At 37.0% G+C, this 16,478-nt stretch carries 12 protein-coding genes; 11 read left to right on the top strand and 1 reads right to left on the bottom strand.

The window, feature by feature from the left end:
* A partial coding sequence (locus FC093_RS23770; protein WP_170971072.1) for a hypothetical protein occupies positions 1–227 on the bottom strand: 227 nt, incomplete at its 3' end.
* Positions 228–823: 596 nt separating this feature from the next.
* Here FC093_RS23770 and FC093_RS12310 point away from each other — a divergent pair.
* The 11 genes from FC093_RS12310 to FC093_RS12260 all read left to right on the top strand — a co-directional run bounded on the left by FC093_RS12310 (position 824) and on the right by FC093_RS12260 (position 16,470).
* Positions 824–3,460: a non-ribosomal peptide synthetase gene (locus FC093_RS12310; protein ID WP_137262093.1), complete on the top strand. Its 2,637-nt coding sequence runs from the start codon at positions 824–826 to the stop codon at positions 3,458–3,460.
* Positions 3,461–3,550: 90 nt separating this feature from the next.
* The gene (locus tag FC093_RS12305; RefSeq protein ID WP_137262092.1) at positions 3,551–4,186 is read left to right on the top strand and encodes a 4'-phosphopantetheinyl transferase family protein; all 636 of its coding nucleotides are present in this window, start codon (positions 3,551–3,553) and stop codon (positions 4,184–4,186) included.
* Between the two features lie 768 nt (positions 4,187–4,954).
* On the top strand, positions 4,955–5,776 hold the full coding sequence (locus FC093_RS12300) for a polysaccharide biosynthesis/export family protein (protein WP_137262091.1): 822 nt from the start codon (positions 4,955–4,957) through the stop codon (positions 5,774–5,776).
* Positions 5,777–5,785: 9 nt separating this feature from the next.
* On the top strand, positions 5,786–8,221 hold the full coding sequence (locus tag FC093_RS12295; RefSeq protein WP_137262090.1) for a GumC family protein: 2,436 nt from the start codon (positions 5,786–5,788) through the stop codon (positions 8,219–8,221).
* Between the two features lie 304 nt (positions 8,222–8,525).
* On the top strand, positions 8,526–9,446 hold the full coding sequence (locus tag FC093_RS12290) for a sulfotransferase domain-containing protein (RefSeq protein WP_137262089.1): 921 nt from the start codon (positions 8,526–8,528) through the stop codon (positions 9,444–9,446).
* A 129-nt stretch (positions 9,447–9,575) separates the two neighbouring features.
* On the top strand, positions 9,576–10,427 hold the full coding sequence (locus FC093_RS12285) for a sulfotransferase domain-containing protein (protein ID WP_137262088.1): 852 nt from the start codon (positions 9,576–9,578) through the stop codon (positions 10,425–10,427).
* A gap of 206 nt (positions 10,428–10,633) precedes the next feature.
* Complete coding sequence (locus FC093_RS12280; RefSeq protein ID WP_137262087.1) at positions 10,634–12,427, top strand: ABC transporter ATP-binding protein; 1,794 nt, start codon at positions 10,634–10,636, stop codon at positions 12,425–12,427.
* 194 nt (positions 12,428–12,621) lie between these two features.
* Positions 12,622–13,548: a sulfotransferase gene (locus tag FC093_RS12275; RefSeq protein ID WP_137262086.1), complete on the top strand. Its 927-nt coding sequence runs from the start codon at positions 12,622–12,624 to the stop codon at positions 13,546–13,548.
* 13 nt (positions 13,549–13,561) lie between these two features.
* A complete protein-coding gene (locus tag FC093_RS12270) occupies positions 13,562–14,497 on the top strand; it encodes a sulfotransferase (RefSeq protein ID WP_170971070.1) in 936 nt (311 codons plus the stop codon).
* A 69-nt stretch (positions 14,498–14,566) separates the two neighbouring features.
* Positions 14,567–15,256: a sulfotransferase family 2 domain-containing protein gene (locus FC093_RS12265; protein WP_137262084.1), complete on the top strand. Its 690-nt coding sequence runs from the start codon at positions 14,567–14,569 to the stop codon at positions 15,254–15,256.
* 26 nt (positions 15,257–15,282) lie between these two features.
* Positions 15,283–16,470 (top strand): glycosyltransferase, encoded by a 1,188-nt coding sequence (locus tag FC093_RS12260; RefSeq protein ID WP_137262083.1) that lies wholly within the window; start codon positions 15,283–15,285, stop codon positions 16,468–16,470.
* Positions 16,471–16,478: the final 8 nt, after the last annotated feature.

The raw sequence follows: 16,478 nt of genomic DNA, 5'->3' as shown, positions 1-16,478 counted from the left end.
TGTACCAGCACGTCCTCGGCAGCAGGCGGCACATCCAACTGCTGCAGGGCACCATCACCTCCGCTCTCCGCCATAAACGCCAGCAAAGCTTCATCTGTCAGCTCATTACTGTAAGATTGGGATGCGGCTGACATTGCATCCTCAGTGCCAAAATACCTCCAGGATAAAAGCAGTGTTACTGTAATTAGGGTGGAGACTATTACTAATGGTCTTTTTAGAGTTTTCATGGTTTATTGTTGAAATGGCAAATAAACAGATTAGCTGATATAAAACGCTGCCTTATTAAAAGTATAGAATTTTTTTTAAAGTCTTTGCCTTTTACAAACATTTTGGTTATTTAACATTGTGTTAAGGTATTTGTATCCAAATAACTATTATGCAACATGATTTACACCCGGCAAGTATATAACCATTATCGGTTATTATAGTTTAGTTATTGTACATCCACTTCTCCTCTTAACCCGATCAATACTGTATGTTCATTAGCTGAAAATAGATGTAAATTTATCGTATTTATCTTAGAGATGTTCCTGCAAACATACACACCCAATTTATATACCAAATATTTTAAATTCGAAATTTAAAAGAAAAGTCGGAAAAGACAAAAATTTTCGGCAAGATTCAAAATTTGGTTAATAAAAAAAGATGAATATTTTAGTAGCCTTTTTGAGGCCTGCGAAATAGGCAGTGACTTGAAAAATCAATCACTAAAATATATTGTATATTTATTGTTACTAAAGTGGTTAGATAGCCATAAACCTGATTTTATTTCAGTATATACTGGAGATTTGGTAAAAATGTGTGTAAAAGTTGAAATCTGCTTATGAAAGATATGTTTGACAATCCGCTTACTACCGATTTGCCCGAAGCTTTGTCGGAATTAACGGCGAAAGAGAAACATTTGCTGCTGAAAGAATTTAATAATACAACAGTTGATTATCCGCTTGATAAAACAGTTATAGATCTGTTTGAAAATCAGGCAGCCCTTACTCCACAGGCAGTGGCTGTAACGTTTGAAGAGCAACAACTGACCTATAAAGCCATTAATGAGTATGCTAACCAATTGGCACATTACTTAAGAAGTAAAGGTGTAACGGCGGAAGCCCTTGTGCCTATTTGTATAGAGCGGTCTCCGCAAATGATTATAGGCATTTTGGGGATATTAAAAGCCGGCGGTACTTATGTGCCTGTTGATCCGGATTATCCGGCAGAAAGAATACAGTTTATGCTGGAAGATACCAAGGCTGCAATAGCGGTAAGCAGCAGTACAACCAAATCGCGTTTACAGTATTCGGGAAGTATGGATATTATTGAACTGGATGAAGAATTATCTGTTATCCGGCAGCAGCCTGCCACCAATATAACCATCCGCAGCAAAGCTCATCAATTAGTTTATATTATTTATACTTCCGGCTCAACCGGTAAGCCCAAAGGTGTAATGATTGAGCATGGCGGATTGGTAAACCTCTCTTTGAGCCAGGCAGAAGGGTTTGGATTAAAGCCGGGAACGAAAATGCTTCAATTTGCTTCCTTTGGGTTTGATGCTTCCTGCTCTGAAATATTTACAACCTTATTGAGTGGCGGCTGCCTTGTTTTGCCACAAAAAAAAGATCTTTTAGCTGCAGAAGAATTTGAAAAGCTGGTTTGTAAGCATAAGGTAGAAGTGGTTACGCTGCCGCCTTCCTACCAGCTTCTTGTTAAAGACAACCTGGGAACTATCAGGACCATCATATCTGCCGGGGAAGCATTAAATGCAACAACAGGAAGATATTTACAGACAAAGGGAATACGGTTGATAAATGGATATGGCCCTACTGAAAATACGGTATGTGTAAGTATGTCGGACGATCCTATAAAGGATAATCAGGTAGTTGTGATAGGTAAGCCCATCTCCAATGTAAAGGTGTATATTTTGGACAAGGCAGGTGATTTATGCCCTGTGGGAACAGCAGGGGAAATATGTGTAGGTGGCGTACAGGTGGCGCGGGGCTATTTAAACCGTCCTGAACTTACTGCAACTAAGTTTGTTGAAGATCCTTTTGCAGGTGAGCAAGGCGCAAGAATGTATAAAACCGGCGATCTGGGAAGGTGGCGCACCGACGGAAATATAGAGTTTTTAGGAAGGTTCGACGATCAGGTGAAGATCAGAGGGTACCGGATTGAGTTGGGAGAAATAGAGAATGTACTGCATCAATGTGAATTGGTGAGCCAGGCGGTAGTGCTGGCTAAGGAGGATAAGGATGGTAATAAGCGGCTGGTGGCTTATATTGTACCAAACGGCACTTTTGACCGTAAAGCAATTATAGCGTATGTAAAGGGAAAGCTGCCGGATTACATGGTGCCGTCTATACTGGTACAGGTGGAAGTTTTTCCATTGACCTCCAACGGAAAAATAGACAAGAAAGCCTTGCCCGAGCCGGATATGAGCGAAGTATTGAACAAATATGCAGCGCCGCGTACAGCAATAGAGCAAAAACTGGTAAATATATGGCAGAAGTTGTTTCATATTAAACAACTGGGCATACACGATAATTTCTTTGATTTAGGCGGCACTTCTATACAAGCCATTCAGGTAGTTAGCCAGGCCCGGCGTGCAGGATATAACTTACAACCCAACGATTTTTTCATTCATCAGACTATTGAAGCATTAGCCGGTGTAATAAACGAACGCCTGGCTGCAGGTACGGCAAAACGCCAGCACAATGCAACAGGCTCCAGCGGGACAGCACAATCTATTATAACCATCAATAGCAGGGGAACAAAAGTCCCCTTCTTCTTTATGTCGCCGGGGTTTTCTGTTTACGATAAAGTTGTTTGTGCACTGGATAAAGATCAGCCGTTTTATTTCTTTATACCTTATCCATATAAAAGTGTTGAAAGTATTGCTGCTTATTATGTACAGGAAATGAAAAAAATACAGCCGGAAGGTCCCTATTGCCTGGGCGGATATTGCGGCTTTGGAGAAGTGGCATTGGAAATGGCTCAGCAACTGACTGCTAAAGGTGATAAAGTTACTTTTTTAGCCTTATTTGAATTTTATTTCCCCACAGCTTTCAAGCCTGTTGATTATAAGGAAAGGCTTAAATACTACCTTGATGGGTTGAAAAATTACCCGGTAAAAGAAAAAGCATCTTTGTTTTATGGATTTATATACCGGAAGATTAGAAAACTAAAAAGGCGAACCTCCAAAGCGATAGACCGCAAACTTAAAAACCTGCCCGAAACAACTGGCTATCTGATAGGCAAAAACCTGTATACGGCAAAGCCCTACAACGGCAAGGTCTTACTGTTCCGGTCAAACATCCGAACATCGGAAGTAAGCGACGATCCTTACATGGGCTGGTCAAATCATTTTACCGGTGAGGTGGAGTTGTACACTATTGAAGGAGATCATAAAACCATGTTTCATGCGCCAGGCGCTGTTCAAATTGCTGAAAAGCTAAAAGCTCCTGCTGTTTAAATTGGTGTTGTAATAATCTCTATAAAATAAAAAAATTGCGAAGCCCTATTCCCAACATTGCTATTTTTACATTGCGACCTTTGAGAACGAATGATTAAAGTGTATTTTTCAAGCTATAGCAAAAAGTTGAGCCATTCAGCCTTTTCTGCATATCTCAACCTGTTACCGCCAGCCCTTGAGCAACAAATAATGCGGTTTAAAAAATGGGAAGACCAGCATGCGGGTCTTTACGGCAAGCTCTTGCTAATAAAGAGCTTAAGAGAGGCCGGATTAAGTACAGATTTACTTCAATTGAAATATACAGGTTACGGACGTCCTTACCTCACAAATACGCCCGACTTTAACATCTCCCATTCGGGTTGTTTTGCAGTTTGTGCCCTTTCTTTTCAGGGCAAAATAGGAGTGGATATAGAAGAAATGAAACCTGTATCTATCAGCGATTTTAGAGAAGTATTTTCGGCTGCAGAATGGAATAAAATCATTAATTCTGAAAATTCAAGCTATTGGTTTTATCATTACTGGACAGCAAAAGAGGCGGTAATCAAGGCAGATGGCGGAGGATTGAGCTTGCCTTTGAAGTATATTAATATTGATAACAATAAAACGAAAACAGGTAAAAAATGCTGGTTTATTAAAAATATTGCCATTCACAACAATTACATGCTTCATATTGCTACTAATAAAGCAATTGATAAAGAGATAGAGCTTTTGGAGGTATATTTTTAAAAGCTGATCAAAGTGGATTTTAAATGATGAGCCTGTCATTTGAAGCGAAATTTGTGTGGATTGTATTAATATAATGGATTATATATAATGGTACAATATACCTATTTATATTGATGTAATATGAGGATATGGCTTTGGTAGAAAAGAGAAAATATGCTATTAAGAGAAAGTTGAAAAGAGAAGGAGTAGTTATTTTAAGGAGAAAATGCAGATACTTATTTATTTTTTGTATTTAAAAAAATTAGTATTTATTTTACTTTATATTTTTTACGGCAAAATGCTGCTCGGTAAAAGATTTTTTCAATCACTAAACACTATATCTTGTAAAAGCATAATAAAAGAATTTATAAAACGATATTAAGTTTTCAGGTTCTAATAAAATACATGCATCATCTAAAAACTAACTACAAATTTCATAAGAAAATAAGAGTGAAAGATAAATATGCTGGCCAGCCGGAAGACAAGATCTGCATGGGTGTCGCCCGGGGTGAGTATTATAAACTAATTAACAAACTTAGCCATTCTCCATGTGACTGAGGGAAGCGGAGCTATATAACTGAGAGAAGCGAAGCTGTATAATTCAATAAACTTGATATATGTATTTACCGGCTACAATGAAAATCATAATTTTTTATTATTTCTATATACTCCATACAAATGAATACTAATTTCACAATGGCAAAACGCACTGTAAAAAAGTAGTAAACGAACTTTTTGATTATAACCAACCTGCATTAATAATAATTCCATCTTTATCAAAAATTTCTAATGACAAAATTTTCTCAACGTTCTTTAAACCTGAAAGCTTTTATACCAGTAATATTATCAATGTTGCTTTTTTGTTCGTGTGCCAGGGTTTATACGGCTTCTTATTTTATGGATGTACCTAACACTGTTGATACTGTAGTTAATACCGTTTCGCCATACAACGTACCAAAGGTAAAGTATGGCGATATGTTGTCTTTGAGTGTTGTTCCGCTTGATCAGTTAAGTAGTTTGTACCAGTCGCCCGTATCCGGTGGTGTTCCCTTCTCCAGCCAAACAGCTCAGTTAAGTCCTCCGCCAAGTGGCACTTCATTTACCGTAGATAAAAACGGTACGATTGAAGCACCGCTGATAGGTAAAGTACGGCTGGTTGATTTAACAATAGATGAAGCTAAAGAAGTGCTGCGCGAGAAATATGCTATATTTTATAAGACGTTTACCCTCAATCTGTCCTTTTTGAACCATAAAGTCACTGTTTTGGGCGAAGTTGGAAAGCCGGGTAGTTATATTATTCAAACAGACCAGGTTTCTATTTTTGATGCTATCAGCCTGGCAGGTGATATAACAATATATGGTAAAAAAGAAAACGTATTATTGGTAAGGGATTCTTCAGATAACAAAAAGCATTTGGTAAGACTAAATCTGAATTCGGAAAAAATTTTACAATCGCCATATTACTATTTAAAAGAAAACGACCTGGTATATGTAGAACCAAGCAGGGCTAAACTGATAAACACGGATGCATACAGAACCAGGAATTTTGCTATTTTAACAACCACACTTTCTTTCCTCCTCGTTTTACTTTTCAGAACTAAACTTTTATAAAATCTCCAAATGGAATACAATTTAAATGGTAACGGAGCTGCAAGTAACGGATCAATCTCACACACAGATGATGCTGATATTTTTGATATAAAAAAGGTAATCGGAAATATTATAGCCAACTGGTATTATTTTGTGCTGGGATTGGTACTAATGCTTGTGCTTGCGTTTCTATACGTACGGTATACCGAACCTGTTTACCAGGTAAATGCAGGCATTATGGTAGAAGACCAGAGTGGAGGCAGTTCGGGCTCCTCATCTTTATCGGCGAGTTCGGGTATTTTCCAGGATTTGGGCGGCGCCTTTAGCATGGCCAGCACGGTAAATAACGAAGAAGAGATATTGCTAACCCGTAGCCTGATGTACAGAGTTGTAAAAGACCTGCAACTAAATGTCAGCTATTACAAGAAGGAAGATATCAGAACGATTGAGACGTTTGAGAAAACACCTTACAGTGTACATCTGGTTGCTATGCGCGATTCCATAGCACCTTTTACATTGCACTGGAAAGAAGTTAATCCTACTTCTTATGCTTTATTTGATTCAAAAGATAAGCAGGTTGTAACAGGTACATACGGTGATACTGTCCACTATAATAAATTTGTTTTTTATATAAACAGAAATAAATACATTAAAATTGATAAAGACAATGAGGATAAGTTTTTTTTCCAGATTACCTCTTATGACAATGCCACAGCCGCTTATCAAAAGAACCTGGTGATAACCGTGCCGGATGATAAGGCCAATGTTATTGATTTATCAATGACCTCTAAGGTACCCTCGAAGGGAGAATTTATTTTAAACTACTTTATCCAGCGTTACCTGCGGTCGAGCCTGGAGCAGCGTAACCAAATAGCAGATAGCACCCTAAGTTTTATTAATGAAAGGCTTGGTATAGTAACCGGCGAATTGGGAAACGTAGAAAAACAGATTGCATTATATAAAGGTAACAACAAGATTATCAGCCCGGATGTACAGGCGCAATTAATGGCGAGTACTTATGATGAGAATTTTAAGCTTGGCAATCAATTAGAATTACAACTTGCCATTATTAAAAATCTTAAAGAGTATCTTCAGGATGAAAGAAACAATAAAAGAATAGTTCCTTCTAACCTGGTAACTTCCGATCCCACTTTTACAGAGCTCGTTGGCAAGTACAACACTCTAATGATTGAGCGGGACAGGGTAAGCCTCAACTATCCGGATACAAACCCATTACTCCAGAATATTGATATGCAACTTTCGAATCTCAGAAGGGATATGATCAATAATCTTTCGAGCTCGCAGGCAAGTATAACGGAAACAAAATCGCACCTGCAAACCAATGACCGCTCTCTCAATTCCCAGATTTTTACTGCGCCCAACGTTGAGAAAGGGTATCTGGAACTTGCAAGAGAGCAAAAAATTAAAGAAGCATTGTACCTGTTTTTAGTACAACGGCGCGAGGAAGTGGCTATTTCGCGGTCTTCAAATATGGCAAAAGCAACCGTAATAGATGAACCGAAAGCACTTGCAGAGCCTGTCTCACCCAATAAAGCAATCGTTTATATTGCTGCCCTTATTTTAGGGTTATTTATTCCTGCAATGATTATTTATATACGCAGTATTTTAAATACCAGGATACTGTCCAGGGAAGATGTAACTAAAAAGACAAAGGTTTCTGTACTGGCTGAATTAGGTCATAGAACTTCGCCCGATATGATTGTAACCCATAACACGTCGCGCGCGTTGCTTGCAGAGCAATTCAGAACGTTGAGAACCAATCTGCAATTTGTTCTCAGAGGTAAAGACCAGAATGTTATAATGATTACATCAAGCATGGGCGGCGAAGGAAAATCTTTTACCTCCCTCAACCTTGCCAATGTGCTCTCCTTAGCGGATAACAGAGTACTTCTTATTGATTTCGACCTGAGAAAGCCAAAGGTTTTTAAATACCTGGATCTGCCTGAAGGTGCGGGCATTACTAATTACCTGATTTCTGATATAGATGTTGAAAAAATCATTATTCCTTCCGGTGTACAAGAAAACTTTTTTGTGGTGGGTGCAGGTACTGTTCCGCCCAACCCAACCGAATTGCTTATGAACCCGAAAATGAATGATTTTTTTGCATTTGTAAAAAAACACTTCGACTATGTTATTATTGATTCAGCGCCGGTAGGTTTGGTTAGTGATGCGCAAATCTTATCGAAGTTTGCAGATGTTTGTTTATATGTGGTGCGCCAAAGATTTACTTTAAAAAATCAATTATATATCGTTCAGGATATGTATGAAAATAAGAAGATTAATAATCTGTACATTATTTTAAACGATGTGAAGTCGCAAAGCCGCTATGGATATGGTGGCGGCTATAGTTATGGCTATGGGTATGGTTATGGAAACAGTAACGGCTACTTTGAAACAGAGGGAAAAAGCAAAAGGAAAAAGCTTAGCGGAATGCTTGGTAAATAACTGGCGATGACCTGATAAATACTATTGTGTAGTTCTTACAACTATACAATAGTATTCGGGACTTTAGGTAACCATAATATATTCATAACTCTGTAAATGAAATGATGACGATTATTCGATGAATGTTGTATGTAAAATGGCGTAAAACATTTTAAAATGCTTTGAGAAACATTCATAATTAGTTCTCCTTAATATGTATCTGTTAAGGAGGTAAATTAAACTTTAGCGGTACTGCATTCAAATAAGCTTATTTTATTGTTGCAGCGGTAGTTTACAAAATTGTTTAAAACCCTTCTATCCTCGCATGGAATATGATATATTAGTACATATTGGTTACCATAAAACCGGGACTACTTTTTTGCAAAAAGAGGTTTTTAAAAATCCTGCCTTACCTTTTAATCTGATTGAAAGAGGGCTGGTGCACAAAGAAATTATTAGAAAAAATTTGTTCTTTTTCGATTCAGATCACACCCGTTCCATTCTAACAGAAAATTTCCGTCCCAATTGTATAAATGTAATATCTGATGAAGGCTTATTGGGTAGCCCACACGCGGGTGGTTACAATAGCTACGATAATTTTTTAAAGATAAAGCAGCTTTTTCCTAATGCAAAAATTTTGATAGGCATACGCGAGCAAAATGATATAATACTTTCCGGTTACAAACAGTACATTAAAACTATCGGTACTTTAGATTTAAAAAGATATCTTACCCGGTTTAAACGCCCCAGCTTCATTGCCGAATTCGACTTACTTCTTTTCTGCTATGATAAAATCATAAATACCTACATGAATACATTTGGCAAAGCCAATGTACTTGTATTGCCTTATGAACTGATGAAAGTAAATCCGGAAGCGTATTTTGTACGACTATTTACATTTCTGAATCTGGATAGCGAAGGCATAAATAAGGTTGATTTTAAAAAGCAACTTAATACATCACATTTAAATTTGACATTAGAAACAAAACGGCTCTATAATATATTATTTACAAAAACAAGAGAAAATCCACACGGTTTGCTTTCATTGCCCACCCGCATGAATCAGCCTTTGTTTAGAGTAACTACTTTTTTAGAGAAACAACTTGGAAAGGATTTTCAGAAAAAACTAAATGCAAGGAAGGCGAAGAGAATTCATGAAGTAGCCCGTGGGTTTTATTTGGAAAGCAATAGAAAAACAAGTGAGTTGATTGATATAGACCTTAAGCTATATGGGTATGAATTATAAAGTAATTATTGTTTTAATGCTTGTAGGACCGTTGCCTGCTTAGCAAATTACCAGTTTGCTATACGTGTAAAAACAGGTGCAGCTTATCCAGGGACATTTCTAATTAGTGCTCGTTAATATTTATCTGTTATGAAAGTAGATTTTATCATTTTAGGCGCAATGAAATGTGGAACATCAAGCCTTGCAACAATCTTGTCCTTACATCCTGATATTTCTTTTAGCAAACCCAAAGAACCTCACTTTTTCAGCAGGAACATCAACTGGAGGCATGGGCTGGAGGAGTATCATTCTCATTTTCCTAAAAATGGTATTCTGTACGGAGAAGGTTCTACCAGCTACACAAAATATCCTGCTTATAACCTTCATATTTGGGATGATATTTATGAGTATAATAATAACATGAAGTTTGTTTATGTGATCAGAAATCCAATTGCAAGAACTGTATCACAATATGTTCATCTTTACCAGCTTGGACACATAGATACGTCTCTGGAAGAAACTGTATTAAGAAACCCTGACATCATAAATTTCAGCAGGTATTACACTCAAGTGATACCGTATATAAGAAAATTTGGCAGAGAAAACGTTATGATACTGCTTTTTGAAGATTTTATAAAGAACCAGGAAGCAGTTACAAAAAATATTCTCTCGTTTCTTGGAGCAGATGTTAGCGCTATGCCGGAAATTACCGATTCAATACACAGCAACAAAACGTATGAAGGGAGAATGGAAAGGCCACATAGCAAATACAAAGGAAAATTGTTTCCAAAACTGATTCAAAGAATATCTCCCGCGGTATGGAGAAAGATGTATGTGCCAACTAACAGATATTTTACTGAAAAGCCGGTCCTTTCGGAAGATCTGAAGCGCGTAATTATTAATATGCTGGAGCTGGATATCCTTGCAATGCAGGATTTAATAGGAAGAGATTTATCAGATTGGTTGGTATTAAATACATACGAGACTGCAGTAGAAGGATAATAATTGCTGTTGCAGTTTCAGATTCGTTGGTTCTGGAATACATCGGGCGTATAGGACTTCCAGGGAAATGAAAGTTTTATATAAAGTCAGGTAGTTATTATATGGTAATTAAATGTAGCCCCGTGTGCTTAATATTTAATATACCAGAAGTTTATAAGGTGAAAGGAATTTTAAAATGCAAGGCTATATTCTAAAATTTTATTTTAATGAAAGTCGCTTTTAAAAATAACTTTTGGGGTTATTTTAAATTCTTTTACAAAGGAACCGGATATAGGTTGTTTGTAAATTTCTTTTTGTGTATAACGGTTAGCTTTTTTGATGGCATGGGACTTACCATGTTCATGCCCTTGCTGCAGGCCGTAGGCGATAACGGAGGTAAAACAGGCGGAAAATCGCTGGGGCAGCTACACTACCTGACAGATGCTATTAAAAGTCTCGGCTTCGAATTAAACCTTAATACTGTTCTGAGCATACTTTTCATTCTGTTCCTGGTAAAAGGGCTGGTAAAATTTGTACAACTGAATTATCAGGTAGTTCTAAGACAAAGCTTCGTTAAAAGGCTCCGTTTTAATCTGGCTAAACAGTTGCAGCAATTAAGCTACCGGGGCTTTTTACAGCTCGATTCCGGAAAAATACAAAATATCTTCACCACCGAAATGCTGCGCCTCTACCAGAGCATATTTTACTATTTCAATGCTGCACAATCGGTTGTAATGCTGTTTACTTATATTATCCTTGCTTTTTTGGCAAACTACCAGTTTGCCCTTTTAGTAGGAACAGGTGCAGCGCTATCTAATCTTTTTTACCGAAAAGTATATATAGCTACCAAGAGAACTTCGGTGTCTTTATCAAAAAAGGGAAATAAGTTTAATAGTTTCCTGATACAAGCTATCTCAAATTTCAAATATCTGAAATCTACCAATTATTTCAGTTTGTATTCTGTTAAGCTGCGCGAGGTGATAACCCAAACCGAAACTTTATATAAAAAAATAGGGTTTTATAATTCTATTACCAAAAGTTTGAAAGAGCCGAGCATTATTATTATTGTTTTGATCGTAATTAAGGTACAGTTAACCCTAATGGGCGCAAGTTTAAGTTCCATACTATTGAGTCTGTTACTTTTTTACCGTGCATTGGCTTTATTGGTGGACTTGCAAAACAACTGGCAACAATTTATCAATAATGTAGGCGCAATAAATGCCGTGTCTAAGCTTTCGGAGCAAATGGAACAGCAAAAGGAAGTGCAGCGCCCAACTTTATTCCACACTTTTCAGCACGAACTGCATATAAAAGATGTAGTATTTTCTTATGGGGCTCATAAAGTACTGGATGGTATTAATATCAGGATACCCAAGAATCAAACAATAGCAATGGTAGGCGAAAGCGGATCGGGCAAAACCACGCTTGCCAATATAATCGCGTCTTTGATTGCTCCGGATAGCGGACAAATATTGGCAGATAGCGTTTCCCTGCACGAATATAATCTCGATAGTTATCGAAATAAAATAGGATATATATCGCAGGAATCGGTAATTTTTAATGACAACATCTTTAATAATATTACCTTTTGGGATGAGCCATCACCTGAAAATATAAAGCATTTTTCAAAAGTTATAGAATTGGTATCGCTGAATGAATTTATTGAGTCGTTACCCGAAAAAGAATTTACGCCATTAGGCGATAATGGCATATTAATATCCGGCGGCCAAAGGCAAAGAATATCTATAGCAAGGGAGTTATACAAAAAAGCAGAGATATTAATTTTGGATGAAGCAACTTCGGCTTTGGATTCGGAAACAGAAAGGGTAGTGCGCACCAATATTGATAAACTGCATGGCAATTATACAATCATTATCATTGCGCATCGTTTATCAACTATTAAAAACGCTGATAAAATATACCTGCTGGACAAAGGAAAAATTTCGGCTTCCGGAAAGTTTGATGATATGTTGGAGTTTTCAGAGCGGTTTAAGCGGATGGTGGCATTACAGGAAATATAGAATTTATATCGGTTTATCGCTGATTCTCTATATCGTCTTTCGTAAAGCAGCAAAACATTTTAACGCGCCTGAATTGTTTTTTACCTGATTATTCAACTGTAAAAATTGCAACCAAAAAGAGGAAGCAATCTTACAGTTTGGTATAATTATTCCAATTTCAAAAAAGCAATTTTACTAACAGTCGAAACAACACAATGCTTAATCATCAACCGATTTTTGTAAATACGTTCGCACGTGGAGGCAGCAATATTGTATGGGAAATATTGCAAAGCCATCCCGATGCCTGTGCTCCCATAGAAGAAACTGATAAAATCATCTGGCAGGAAGCCGGTAAGTGGAAAAGTGCTGTAAATATGTGGCTTTCGTTGCGTGGCGGTTATCCATTGCCGCACCCACAAAAGGAGAGTGGTTATTGGATGTTAAATTACGGCTTGTTTCATGCCAATAATCATACAGAACGCCGGCTAAACAGCTTTGCAAGAAACTATCTTGATAACCTGTTATATACCTGGAAACTAAAAAATATTGACCATCCTTTTAATAAATACAAAACGCCGGAGGAAATATATACTTTGGAGGAGTTGAAGCGCACCCGGCTTGTGCCCAAACATGTAAATGGCCTGATATTTTTGACCCCGGCTTTAGTGGAAATGTACCCTGATAGTGTACATTTTGGATTAGTTAGAAACGGGTTGGCATTGTGTGAAAGCCGCCTTCGCCGGAAAACATTTAAGGATGCGGGTAAGTTTGGGATTGTGTATAATAAAATGGTTACAAAGCTGCTAGAGTATGAGGCGAAATATCCCAATTTTCACCTGCTTAAGTTTGAGGACTTGCTTGCCGATCCTAAAAAATTTGTACATAGCTTATATGATAAAGCAGGATTGCGTTATGGCGATAAAATAAGTTTAAGATTAAAAGCAAAAAAATTTATCAACTCCAGCGGAGTGCACGATACAAAGTTGGAAGAGGGAAGTAAATATTGGATTGATATTGATAATTTTTTTGAATTTGTAAATCCGGATATTAACCAAAATCAAATTGCCAGGATGTGTCAAAAGGACCAGCAGTTGTTTTTAAAATTTGCAAAGAAAAGCATGGAGCAATTGGAATATATATAATGTATGAATACAAGTGAATACAAGTAAAAATATTCTCATTACAGGTGCACCCAGAAGCGGCACTACTTATATTGGTAAAGTGCTCGAAAAAAATAATAATTATATATACTTTCATGAACCCTTCAGAGCTAACCATGGTATGCATGGTATCAACCATAGGTTTCCGTTTGCTCAAAGTTTTAATTATACTGAAATCGTTGATGAATTTTTTAATGGTGATGCAAAATTCATCATTAAGAAACATGCTAAAAATACAATTTGGGAATACTATATTAAAAAACTGATTGGGAACAGAGACAAAATAAAATACAGAAATTACTTTAATGATAAGAAACAATCTAAAAGCCTGCTTTTAAAAGATCCTTTTGCATCTTTTCTGAGCGATTACATTTTTAGCAAGGAATATGCAAAAGTTATAACAGTTGTAAGGCATCCGATGGCTTTTTACTGCTCACTAAAACAAAAAAAGTCAGACTTTGATTTTAAAAATTTCCTCGGACAGAAAGAGCTTATTGAGGTTTACTTTAAAGATGAAGTAGCGTTAATAAAAAATGCCCACAATTTAACTTATGAAGAAAGGATAGCGCTGCTTTGGAAGTGTATTAATAAAGTGTTTACTGCTGTAGAAAATAAGCACCGGGACAAGGATGGATGGCTTCTGGTTAAGCATGAAGACATTTCAACTTCACCCATAGATTTTTTCCAGACACTTTGTAACAGATTGCAAATTTCATTCACTAAAGAAATGGAACAATTTATTAGTGAAACAAGTTATAACAAGGGTAAAATCCTTGCAGAAGGCAATATATGGCACGATTTCAAAAGAGACAGTTCTGCTTTGAAAGAATATTGGAAACAAGTGGTTACGAAGGAGCAGGTGCAAAGGATTTATAATATCGTTTCTGAGATAGCTGATTTGTATTATGATAAAAGCTCCTGGCAGCTTTGAAGCTTGTTAGGAATATAAGTATTCCGATAAACTTTTTAAAATTATTAAATCTAAAACGGATGTTAGCGTATGAACCTGAAAGACGAATCCTTATACTACCTGAAGAGAATATTCAACCAAAGAACCTTAAACGCTAAACGGAAGAAAGCGTGGTTTAATACATTATATAAGCATCAGTGCATTTTTATACATATCACTAAAACTGCCGGTATTTCCATTTCTGTATCGCTGCTGGGCAAAAGCATTGGCAATATGTCGGCTTTGTACTATCAGATTTTGTTTGGGAAAAAGGATTTCAACAATTACTTCAAATTTGCTTTTGTTCGCAACCCTTTTACCCGCTTAATATCGGCTTATGAATTTTTGAAGGATGGAGGCGGTGGCCCGGCAGACGCGAAAATCGCCCAAACAGTAAAGCCCTATAAAAGTCTGGAAAATTTTGTACTGAATTATCTTACGCCGGCAACCGCTAAAGCTAACCGCTATTTCAGACCGCAGCACTACTTCATTTGCGATTCGGATAACAGGCTGCTAACAGATTATTTGGGGCGGTTTGAAACCATTGAAAAAGACTATGAATACATCAGCAATAGAATTGGTGCAGGCGAACCTTTGCAAAAGTTGAATGTAACCAAAAGCAAAAGGCTTCCTTATGAGCAATATTATACCAGCGATGCTATGATTCAAAAAGTAATTTCCATCTATGAGAAAGATTTTGAATTACTGGGTTATTCTAAAGAGTTATCTGCCATTCAATAAAACACTGCACAACAAGATCAGGACTAATGAAGAATTTTCGCATTGTGATGTTAACTGCGCAGTTTATGCCGGAAGCAAATGGTGGTGCAGAGCAGCAGTGTTTTAAGCTTTCGCAGCAATTACAACAGTATGGATGTTCTATAACTATTCTTACGAGTAGAATAAATAAAAAAGTTCCGGCTTATGAAGAGATGGAAGGCATTAAAGTTATACGGTTATTGAGTTATGGTCCGCCACAGTTATTATCATTCAAATACCTGCACGCTTCCTTTATTTGGTTCAATAAATGTGTTCGCTGGCTTAAGCAGCATAAAAATGAGTACGATCTGATTCACATGCACCAGGCAAAGTTCAATGCATTTACAGGATTGTATGCCTGTAAACTTTTGCGGAAGCGCTCCATCGTTAAAATCGGAAATTCGGGTTATGGCTTTGATTTATTAACCTTAAAACGAAAAGCCTTTATAGGCAAAATGCTGCACCGCTATGTAGTACAACATATTGACATTGCAATTGCTATAAGCAGGGATATACAACAGGAATTACTTGCAGAGAAAATTCCCGCACACAAAATTATTTTTTTGCCAAACGGGGTAGAAGTTAAAATAACGCAACTCTTTTCGCCGGCAGGAAAAATGCAATATCGTAAGCAGTTGAATTTGCCATTGGAGCGTAAAATTTTTCTGTTTGCCGGGCGTTTGGAAAAACAAAAAGATATACTTGGGCTTATTGATAGTTTTGCCGGTAACAATCCTATAGAAAATAATTATTTTCTCCTTTTATTAGGCGATGGCGAGATGAGAAAAGAGGTGGAAAAAAGGATAAATGAAAAAGGATTAAACGAGGTGATTTCCTTAAAAGGCTATCAGAAAAATGTATGGCCTTTTTTACTGGCTGCCGACTTTTTTGTACTTTCTACAAAAGCAGAAGGACTCTCCAATGCATTGCTCGAGGCTATGAGTGTAGGATTGATCCCTATTTCCAATGAAGTAAGTGGAAGTAAAGATTTGATAACACCCGGCACCAATGGCTTTCTTGCACAGGTAGGTTCTAACGAATCTATGCGCCAGGCAATAAAAAGTGCGGGTAATCTCACTCCGCAGCTTGTAGAATGCTACAGAATTAATGCTTTCAATACAATAAGGGAGCAGTATGAAATGGGATTTATTACTAAAAAATACCTTGAATTGTATAACCAAATGCTTACGGCTTAAATACCAAT

Origin of the sequence: Ilyomonas limi, from assembly GCF_005233845.1 — a bacterium.
Taxonomy (GTDB): domain Bacteria; phylum Bacteroidota; class Bacteroidia; order Chitinophagales; family Chitinophagaceae; genus Ilyomonas; species Ilyomonas limi.
Note: the sequence above shows the minus strand (reverse complement) of the source record. Positions and strands in the feature narration are given on the sequence as shown.

Bases quoted from the DNA above. Each gene is read 5' to 3' on its own strand.
- FC093_RS12310 (WP_137262093.1), top strand. From the start codon at position 824: ATGAAAGATATGTTTGACAATCCGCTTACTACCGATTTGCCCGAAGCT.
- FC093_RS12305 (WP_137262092.1), top strand. From the start codon at position 3,551: ATGATTAAAGTGTATTTTTCAAGCTATAGCAAAAAGTTGAGCCATTCA.
- FC093_RS12300 (WP_137262091.1), top strand. From the start codon at position 4,955: ATGACAAAATTTTCTCAACGTTCTTTAAACCTGAAAGCTTTTATACCA.
- FC093_RS12295 (WP_137262090.1), top strand. From the start codon at position 5,786: ATGGAATACAATTTAAATGGTAACGGAGCTGCAAGTAACGGATCAATC.
- FC093_RS12290 (WP_137262089.1), top strand. From the start codon at position 8,526: ATGGAATATGATATATTAGTACATATTGGTTACCATAAAACCGGGACT.
- FC093_RS12285 (WP_137262088.1), top strand. From the start codon at position 9,576: ATGAAAGTAGATTTTATCATTTTAGGCGCAATGAAATGTGGAACATCA.
- FC093_RS12280 (WP_137262087.1), top strand. From the start codon at position 10,634: ATGAAAGTCGCTTTTAAAAATAACTTTTGGGGTTATTTTAAATTCTTT.
- FC093_RS12275 (WP_137262086.1), top strand. From the start codon at position 12,622: ATGCTTAATCATCAACCGATTTTTGTAAATACGTTCGCACGTGGAGGC.
- FC093_RS12265 (WP_137262084.1), top strand. From the start codon at position 14,567: ATGAACCTGAAAGACGAATCCTTATACTACCTGAAGAGAATATTCAAC.
- FC093_RS12260 (WP_137262083.1), top strand. From the start codon at position 15,283: ATGAAGAATTTTCGCATTGTGATGTTAACTGCGCAGTTTATGCCGGAA.